The 8,836-nt window shown below is 49.3% G+C and carries 6 protein-coding genes; 2 read left to right on the plus strand and 4 right to left on the minus strand.

Annotation, left to right across the window (positions count from 1 at the left end; translation table 11 throughout):
• Positions 1–39: 39 nt before the first annotated feature.
• From WAO38_RS10465 to WAO38_RS10475, 3 genes are read right to left on the minus strand one after another with little or no spacing between them, the layout of a single operon-like run.
• On the minus strand, positions 40–3,081 hold the full coding sequence (locus WAO38_RS10465) for an efflux RND transporter permease subunit (RefSeq protein ID WP_422236880.1): 3,042 nt from the start codon (positions 3,079–3,081) through the stop codon (positions 40–42).
• Positions 3,082–3,089: 8 nt separating this feature from the next.
• Complete coding sequence (locus WAO38_RS10470; protein ID WP_422236882.1) at positions 3,090–3,824, minus strand: efflux RND transporter periplasmic adaptor subunit; 735 nt, start codon at positions 3,822–3,824, stop codon at positions 3,090–3,092.
• A complete protein-coding gene (locus tag WAO38_RS10475) occupies positions 3,821–5,056 on the minus strand; it encodes a TolC family protein (protein WP_422236884.1) in 1,236 nt (411 codons plus the stop codon). Before WAO38_RS10475 ends, WAO38_RS10470 begins: the two co-directional genes overlap by 4 nt.
• Before the next feature lie 113 nt (positions 5,057–5,169).
• Between WAO38_RS10475 and WAO38_RS10480 the strand changes: the two genes are divergently transcribed.
• Together WAO38_RS10480 and WAO38_RS10485 are read left to right on the plus strand one after the other, a co-directional pair.
• Positions 5,170–5,787, plus strand: a complete 618-nt coding sequence (locus tag WAO38_RS10480) for a TetR/AcrR family transcriptional regulator (protein ID WP_422236886.1) — start codon at positions 5,170–5,172, stop codon at positions 5,785–5,787.
• A gap of 91 nt (positions 5,788–5,878) precedes the next feature.
• The gene (locus WAO38_RS10485) at positions 5,879–7,183 is read left to right on the plus strand and encodes an alkaline phosphatase family protein (RefSeq protein ID WP_422236888.1); all 1,305 of its coding nucleotides are present in this window, start codon (positions 5,879–5,881) and stop codon (positions 7,181–7,183) included.
• Between the two features lie 17 nt (positions 7,184–7,200).
• On the opposite strand, the gene putP is transcribed toward WAO38_RS10485, so the two are convergent.
• Entirely contained in the window at positions 7,201–8,676 is a 1,476-nt protein-coding gene (gene putP, locus WAO38_RS10490; RefSeq protein WP_422236890.1) for a sodium/proline symporter PutP, read from the minus strand.
• Positions 8,677–8,836: the final 160 nt, after the last annotated feature.

Raw genomic sequence — 8,836 nt, forward strand, 5'->3', positions numbered from 1 at the left:
CATGTGCCTTCCTGCTCATAGGAGCGGGAAGGATAATGTTTATTCTGTCGGTTCTTTTTTAATCGTATAAAGCTTACGGAGTTTCGCATCGAGCGGTGCTAGAATTTTATACAATGCCGGAACGACGAGGAGGCTGGTAAGCGTCGAGAGGAGCAGTCCGCAGATAACGGCAACCCCCATCGGCCCTTTGACCCCTGAACCTTCCCCGACAGAGAGGGCGAGGGGGAGCATTCCGAAACACATCGCCGTCGTCGTCATCAGGATCGGGCGTAGACGGGAGATTCCCGCTTCGACGATTGCCTCATCGAGAGGTTTCCCTGCGTCTCGGAGGCGGTTGGCGGCATCGACGACGAGGGTGGAATTTTTCCCGACCAGTCCGAGGAGGAGCATCAGCCCCATCATACTAAAGAGTGACATGTTCATCCCCGCCGCCCACAGACCGATAAACGCCCCTGTAAAGCTCAGAGGCAATGCGCTCATGATGATGAGCGGTTGCAGTGGCGATTCGTACAGTGCGGCGAGGATGAGATAAATCATTACGAGTGCCGCACCGATGGCTACCCCGAACGCTTCGTTACTCTCTTGCATGTGTTTGGCATCGCCGTCGAGCTCGAATGCTACCCCTTGGCCCAACCACTCGTTTTGGCGTTCGTTGACGATTTTGACGAGTTTATCGAGGGGGAGGGCTTTGGTGATATCGGAACCGACGATTACTTTTTTGAGACGGTCGAACCGTTTGATCGTGGTCGGCGCATAGCTTTGGGTGATCGATACGACCGCTGAGAGCGGCACGGTAATCCCTGAAGAGGTTCGGACATTCAGGCTGTTGAGGGCGTCGATGTTTTCACGTTTGGTGTCATTCAGACGCATCACGACATCGTACTCTTTTCCCCGTTCGCGGATAAAGGTGATTGTCGTATCTCCCGAATAGGCACTGGCGACGGTACGGGCGATCTCATCGACATTGACTCCGAGGCGAGTGGCATTTTGGGTGAGTACGGTGATGCTCAGCTGCGGTGCTTTGGGCTGAATGTTGCTTTGCACATCGGTCGTCCCCTCAATATTTTTGAGGAGTTTCATCAGTTTGAGTGCCGAGGCTTCCGCGTCGTCCATATTTTGGGCTTTTAAAATCACCTGATACGGTGTATTGATCTCGTAGCCTCCGATATCGTTGACTTCGGTAACGCTGGTCATTGTAAACCCTTTACGGCTCTCCAGCATAGAACGGGTTTCTTTCATTACGTCGCTTTGGCTGCGGGAGCGTTCTTTGATCGGTTTGAGCCGGACATAAAGTGCTGCTTCGTGTGCTTTTTGATCATTTCCACGTCCGACGTAGAGGGTGCAGTACTCCACTTCGGGCATTTTTCCGATACGGCGCTGAACGTCGAGGGAAAGCTGTTTCATACTATTGACACTGGTTCCGACAGGAGCTTTCAGAGTGATGTCAAACTGGCTTTTATCCTCTTTTGGCATGAAAACCATCCCCAGTGTTCCTGAAAGGACGATAGAGATGATGAAAATACCGAGTGCGCTAAAGAGGGTAGTCTTTTTGTATTTCAGTACGCTGAGGATGAGAGAACGGTATAGATTCTCCATACTGACAAAGAAGTGCTCCGTTTTATGATAAAAACGGCTGTGCTCCCCTTTGGCAATCTGGGAAGCGATCATCGGGATAAGGGTAACGGCGATGACAAACGATACTACGATAGCGGCGATGATCGTTACCCCGAAACTGGTGAAGAAACGCCCGACAATCCCGCTCATTTTAGCAACAGGGACGAAAACGGCGAGGAGCATGGAGGAGATCGCAACGATGGAGAAAATGATCTCGCTTACCCCTTCGATAGAGGCATTGAGTCGGTCACGACCCGCTTCAAGCCGTTTGAAGATGTTCTCGATGACAACGATCGCATCGTCGATAATGATACCGATAGCGAGAGTGAGAGCGGTGAGGGTGAGGAGGTTAAACGTCTGGCCGCTCCATCCCATGATCGCAAAGACACCGAAAATCGAAACCGGTAGTGAGACGGCGGCGATCATCGTCAGGGTGAAGTTCCGTAAAAATAAGAATATGACGAGTGAAGCGAGAACGGAACCTAAAATAAGGTCAAATTGAACCCCGTCGAGGGTATCACGGATATATCCTGTCGTATCCTGCAGCGGAGTGAGGGTCATAGTCGCATCCAACGCCGCCAATGCAGGAAGCTGAGCCCGCACGGCATCGGCGATGGCGATATCATTGGCTCCAGTCATCTTTTTGACCATGAGAAGAACGCCTGATGTACCGTTCAGGGATGCGAAACTGCGTTCTTCGGCCAACGTATCACTCACGTTTGCCACATCGCCTAAACAAAGACCTTCTCGTATCCGAAGTGCGGCCAGAGCTTCTACGGTTTTACTGTCATTATCGATCAGGATTTGGATCTCGTGTGCCGGATCAACCGTTTTCCCCCCGTCGAGACGAATATTCTGAGCACGAATAATTCCGGTCAGATCATTCATGGTGAGCGAATATTTGGCGAGGAGGGCGGGATCGGGGGTGATGAGGATCTGTTTTTTACGCAAACCGGCCAAGGTGACACCGCCGACTCCTTCGATCCGTTGAAGGCGCGGTTTGAGAATCTCATCGGCGTGTTTCATCATTTTCTGTGTATCGCTTCCCGCTAAAAAGAGGGTAATAACAGGAGAAGAGGTAATCGAGTATTTGTCGACGGAGGGTTTGTCCACTTCATTGGGGAGTTGAATACTGGAGACTTTATCGCGGACATCGTTGACCGCTTCGTCGAGGTCTTTGGAAAGTTTGAACTGGGCGACGACGACGCTGATCCCTTTGGAACTGTCGGAGCTGAGGGTATCGAGCCCGGAGATTCCGCTGACGGCCTCTTCGATCTTGTCGCTGACTTTACTCTCGACGATATCGGCATTGGCTCCCTTATAGGTGGTGGTGACGATAACGATCGGAAAATCGACATTGGGGTAGAGGGCCGATGGCATACCGCCGCGTTCGACCAGCCCGAAAAAGATGAGGGCGAGGGCGAACATGATGGTCGTAATGGGGCGGAGGATGGCAATTTTATGCATAATGATCCCTATCTCGCCGTGATCATGCCGTCGCCGAACGTGCCGGGAAGGAGACCTGAGCCATCGGCTTCAGCCGTCATTTGACGGTTTTTGGTGTTGATGGATGGATAGATTTTGATAATTTTTGAGCATTTTCCTGTCGATTTGCCATCGATAGAACTGCAGAAGCGATACCCGACCTTAACCTGCGATCCGAATTTAGAATCGTACTGGATAAGAAGCTTCGTCTGATCGCTGATGAGTTTAAACAGCGGTGTCCCGCCCATGGAAGAGACCATATCCCCCATCTCGATATTTTTTTCGGAAATGCTTCCCGCAAACGGGGCGACGAGTCTCATTTTAGAGAGTTTTTGTTCGGCATAGGCGACCGCTAATCGGGAGCGTTCTTGCTGTGCGAGTTTTGTACCCAGCTCAGCTTTGAGCTTATCGAGGGTATTTTTATCGAATACCTGTGCACTTTTCTCATAACGGGCGTATTGATCGTTTAAAAATCGGCACTCTTTGGTGAGTGCATCCAAATCTGCTTTTGCCATCTGTAGAGAGAGTTTCTCTTCCGTGCTGTCGAGTTCGAGGAGGAGAGAGCCTTTTTTGACGTGATCACCTGTTTGGACAGAGACCGTTTTAACAATCCCCGAAGCGTTCATTCCCAGAGCTGCTTCGCGGTACGCTTGAGATTCAAAAGTGGCATAAACATCGCCCCATAAGGAGAGTGTACATAGCGTTGTTAATAGGGCAATTTTCATTTTTTTTCCTCAATTAATGTCATAAGATCGATTCCGTACGCATAAGCGGCACTGGCTTTGGCAACTTGGAGGGTATTGCGGGCATTATAAGTTTTTGCTCGTGAATAAGTCAGGTTGGTGAGTTCACTCAGGTACGTCGTTGTATTGACCAGCCCCGCTTCAAAACGTTGTTTGATAAAACCGAATGCTTCGCTTCTCGCTGCTTCTTCGGCTTTGGCCGCTTCATAGGCATGTTGGGAAGTTTGGATCGACATAAGGGCTATTTCGGCGTCATTGTTCAGACTTTGGGTTTTGTAATCCAGAAGATTTTTGGCTTTTAGGGTATCGATACGGGCTTGTTCGCGCTCTTTTGCGATTCGTCCCATATCAAAGAGTGTCATGCTGAGAGAGGCGGTTATTTCGTTCTGGTTAAGCGGCTGGATATTGGTTCCGCCCATCGTATCGTATCCGCTGTATTCCATATATTTGTGTTTTGCTTCGAGGGTGATGGAGGGAAGATAGGTATAGCGATCTTCGGTATTGCGTAAAATGTCGATCTTTGCCTGATCACTTTGCAGGTCATGACGCTCCATGACCCTCAAAGTGGGTTGCGCCAGTTCTTGGTACTCGATCGCCTCATGAATAGGTGTCGCGCTTAGGAGTTCAAGATTTTTACGATGTTTTTCGAGGAGCATTTTGAGATTTTGTTCGTCATAATCGGCTTCCAGTCTTGAAGCAATCAGCGATTTGAGAATATCGGTCGTGGCAAGATCGTTTTTCACGAGTATCTCGTACCGTTCTACTTCTGCATTGAGTTCCTTTTTTTTCTCCTGATTGGCACTCAGACGGTCTTGGGTGTCAAGATAATCGTAATAGGACGCGATGGTTTCCATGAGGACATTCTGCTCTTCCTGTGCCAGCGAATGGGTTGCAGAAGCCATGGATGCATGGAGCGCATCGAGAAGCGCTTCACGGCGAAAACCGTCAAAAACGCTGATCTGTGCCCCCAGTTCGGCACCTTGGATTTTATTGGGTTCGAAGGCGGGTGTTTTGTCTTTTTTCTTATAGAGTGCCGTTGCCGTGACGGTCGGAAAATAGGCCGTTTTAGCCTCATCGAGCTGCTCAGCAGATTTTTGGATTTCCAGACGTGCAGATGCAATACGCAAATTTGTTTTTGCATTGGGCAGCAAAGATGTAAGATCGGCACACATAAGCGATTGGGAGACGAGGAGCAACAGTGCTGTATACCTCATAATAGGTTCCTTTTTTATCACTACGAAGTTTGATGTTGACAATGTTAACATTTAATGTAGACAAAGTCAACATTATTATTTAATATTTGTATTAGGCATGTTACAATGTCATTATGAAAGATAAAAAAATTTCTCCCTACCATCATGGAAATCTCAAAGAAGAGCTGTTACAGACGGCATTGGAGATGATTGACAAGGATGGGCTTGATGCGACTACACTGCGTGAATTGACCCGTCGGGTGGGGACATCTCGGACGGCAGTTTATCGCCATTTTGCAAGTAAAGAAGCTTTGATACTCGGAGTGATCGAAAAAGGATATGCACAGCTTGACTTGCTTTTTACCCCTATTTTTCAAGATCGGACGTACAGCGTAGCAGAGCGATTTGAAAAGATGGGGCGGGCATATCTCAATTTTGCAATAGAACATCCGAATCTGTACCGTCTTCTTTTTGGGGAGATGTACCGTAAAGAACGTGAAGAGATATGTGATTACAAAGATGAAACTCAAGCAACGGGATTATACGCTCTTATCGGTCTTCTTCTTGAAGCCCAAGAAGAGGGGACTATTGCACGGATCAACCCGATTGTGCAAGCGGCAACAGTATGGGCATCGATCCACGGACTGGCATCGCTGCTGATCGACGGGCATTTGCTGATGAGCGACAATAGGGAAGAAATCTATACTTACAGTCAAGCAGTATTGTTGAATGGGCTTAAAATAGATCTATAAGGACACCTGCATATTTAGGTTTGTTACCGAGAAAAAGGTAATAAAAGCGTAAAATTTTTAGAGTATACTTCCGCTAAAAATTGGAATCACTATGAAAAATTTTATACTCTTTTGTCTCCTTTGTACCTTATCGTTCGCCGATGACGCACGCTCAAAAATCGATCATATTATTGTCGTCTATCTCGAAAACCGAAGTTTTGACAATCTGTTTCGGGGATTTGAGGGAGCCGATACGTCGGATAAGCCTTTTGCACCCTATGCCCTTCAAAGCGATGCGAACGGCAGTATTTATCAGCGTCTTTTGATGGGGGAGGAGTCTGTTTTGGCAGGTTTTCCGAGAGAGGTCGAGAATAAGCCGTTTTTGATTGACAGCTATCTTTCGCAAAACGAAATTATGCCCGATCTGATTCATCGTTTTTATCAAAATCAGCAGCAGATAAACGGCGGAAAGAATGACCGGTTTGTTAGTGATAGCAATGAAAAAGGGCTGAGTATCGGATACCACGATATCCGCGACAGCGCGCTATGGCAGTATGCCCATGAGTTTACCCTTTGTGACCGTTTTTTTGCCGCAGCCTTCGGCGGATCATTTTTAAACCATCAGTGGCTTATTGCGGCACAAACGCCGTATGTTGGGGTAAATCCGAAGATTCCCCGTTATGAATTGGATATGGCGGGGAAGGTTGTCCATGACGGTATTCTCACCCCGGACGGGTACGCGGTCAATACGATCCAGCCTTATCATCCGCCGTATAAAGCCAAATATGCGGATCCGGGTATGCGTCTTCAGCCGCTGGCGTATGATACGATCGGTGATCGGCTGAGTGATGCCGGTGTCTCATGGGGATGGTATAGCGGCGGATATGATAAAGCGGTTGAAGGGAGAGGAAAAGAAGTGGACTACCAATACCACCACAATCCGTTTTTGTATTTCGCTCGCTATGCCCCCGGTACCGAGGGGCGGAAACATCTCAAAGATGAAAAGGACTTTTTTAGCGAGCTAAAAGAGGGGAAACTCCCCCATGTCGTTTTTTTCAAGCCCTTAGCGAGCGATAATCAGCATCCCGGATATGCGAGTGTCAAAGCGGCGGATGAGAAGGTTCGGGAGATCGTCGAATCGGTGCGCTCCAAACCGGATCTATGGAAAAAATCGGTGATTATCGTCACGTACGATGAAAACGGCGGGTTGTGGGACCATGCCGCCCCACCAAAAGCGGATCGTTGGGGGCCGGGGACACGGATTCCTGCCCTCGTCATTTCACCGTATGCAAAAAAAGGGTTTGTCGATCATACCGATTACGATACGACCTCTATTTTACGGCTGATCGAGTGGCGCTATGCTCTGGAGAGAGTGGGAGAGCGTCGCAGTAATAATCTGCTCAATACGCTCCGTTAAGCATCTTCTCCCGCCGTTTATCGCGGGAGTGAAAGACGTGCTTGCACCTCATCGAAAATTCTCCGGCTTTTGGGAGAACTCCCCTCTCCGATCTTGCTAAACACGAGGATCGCGATCCATGCCGCTATAAAACCGGGCAGGAGTTCGTACAGATCAAAAATTCCCCCTTCCAGCTGTTTCCACACTATTACCGTGAGTGAACCGGCGATCATTCCGGCAATGGCACCGAGCCGGGTGATATTCGGGCTGAAAAGGGAGAGGATGATGAGCGGACCGAATGCGGCACCGAATCCTGCCCATGCATAGGCGACGAGTTTAAGGACACTGGAGTTTTGATCCGTAGAGAGATACCATGCGATCACCGCGATAACGATGACGGTCGCTCTTCCTACCCAGACCAGTTCACGATCCGAGGCCTCTTTATGCAAAAGGACATGGTAAATATCGCGGGTCAGGACGGAAGAGGAGACCAGCAGCTGGGAGTCGATGGTGCTCATAATGGCGGCGAGAATGGCGGCGAGCAAAAAGCCGGCGATCCACGGGTTGAAGAGCAGCTGCGACAGGGTGATAAATATCTTTTCACTGTCGCTCAGATCGACCCCTTCGGAGAGGACATAGGCAAACCCGAAGAACCCGACGGCAAGCGAACCGAGGATCGAGAGGATCATCCAGCTCATCCCGATCGCTTTTGCCCGTTCCATCTCATTTTCATGACGTATCGACATAAAGCGCACCAGAATATGGGGCTGTCCGAAATACCCGAGTCCCCATGCCAGAAGAGAAAGAATACCGATGAAGGACGTTCCGCTGATGATGTCGAGTTTGGAAGGATCGGCTGATCGGATAATCGCAAGCCCCTCATTGATACCCCCGAGATGAAAGATCACCACCAGCGGTGTAACCACCAGCGCCAGCATCATCAGTATCCCTTGGATAAAGTCGGTCCAGCTCACGGCGTTATATCCCCCCAAAAAAGTATAGGAAACGATGATAAAACTCCCGACCAGCAGAGCCGTAGAATATTCAAGATGAAAGGTCGCTTCAAACAGTTTCGCTCCCCCGACCAGTCCCGATGAGGTATATAGGGTGTAAAAGAGGAGAATGACCACTGCCGTCACAATGCGCAGTGTATGAGAATGGTCTTCGAAACGGTTGGAAAAGTAATCCGGTATAGTGATCGCATCGCCGAGATGGTGAGTATAGACTCTCAACGGCCTGGCGATATAGTGCCAGTTCAGATAGGCGCCGATGATCAATCCTACGGCGATCCAGCTGCCGACGATTCCGTCGGTATACATCATCCCCGGCAATCCCAGCAGAAGCCAGCCGCTCATATCCGAAGCTCCGGCGCTCAGAGCCGTCACACCCGGCCCCAGTCTGCGGCCTCCCAAAACAAAGTCGCTCAGATCGTTGGTCTCAAAATAAAAGTAGATTCCTATCGCGATCATCGCCAGCATATAGGCGGTAAATGAGATGATTACGGGTGTTTCCATCATGTGTTCTCCTTTGTAAGGGCATGAAGCCCCAGATTACCGTAGCGGTGGTAACTGTTGGAGATGCTTTGCTCCCTAAAGTAATGCATCAGTTCAATCCGTCCATGGGGAATAAAGCGCTCTGCGGAGATGTAGAGCGCTTTATCCGCACTGTTGTGAT

The organism is Sulfuricurvum sp., assembly GCF_049277495.1.
Lineage (GTDB): Bacteria > Campylobacterota > Campylobacteria > Campylobacterales > Sulfurimonadaceae > Sulfuricurvum.

Excerpts from the sequence above, each read along its gene's own strand:
- WAO38_RS10465 (WP_422236880.1), bottom strand. The coding sequence starts at position 3,081 with ATGCATAAAATTGCCATCCTCCGCCCCATTACGACCATCATGTTCGCC.
- WAO38_RS10470 (WP_422236882.1), bottom strand. The coding sequence starts at position 3,824 with ATGAAAATTGCCCTATTAACAACGCTATGTACACTCTCCTTATGGGGC.
- WAO38_RS10475 (WP_422236884.1), bottom strand. The coding sequence starts at position 5,056 with ATGAGGTATACAGCACTGTTGCTCCTCGTCTCCCAATCGCTTATGTGT.
- WAO38_RS10480 (WP_422236886.1), top strand. The coding sequence starts at position 5,170 with ATGAAAGATAAAAAAATTTCTCCCTACCATCATGGAAATCTCAAAGAA.
- WAO38_RS10485 (WP_422236888.1), top strand. The coding sequence starts at position 5,879 with ATGAAAAATTTTATACTCTTTTGTCTCCTTTGTACCTTATCGTTCGCC.
- putP (WP_422236890.1), bottom strand. The coding sequence starts at position 8,676 with ATGGAAACACCCGTAATCATCTCATTTACCGCCTATATGCTGGCGATG.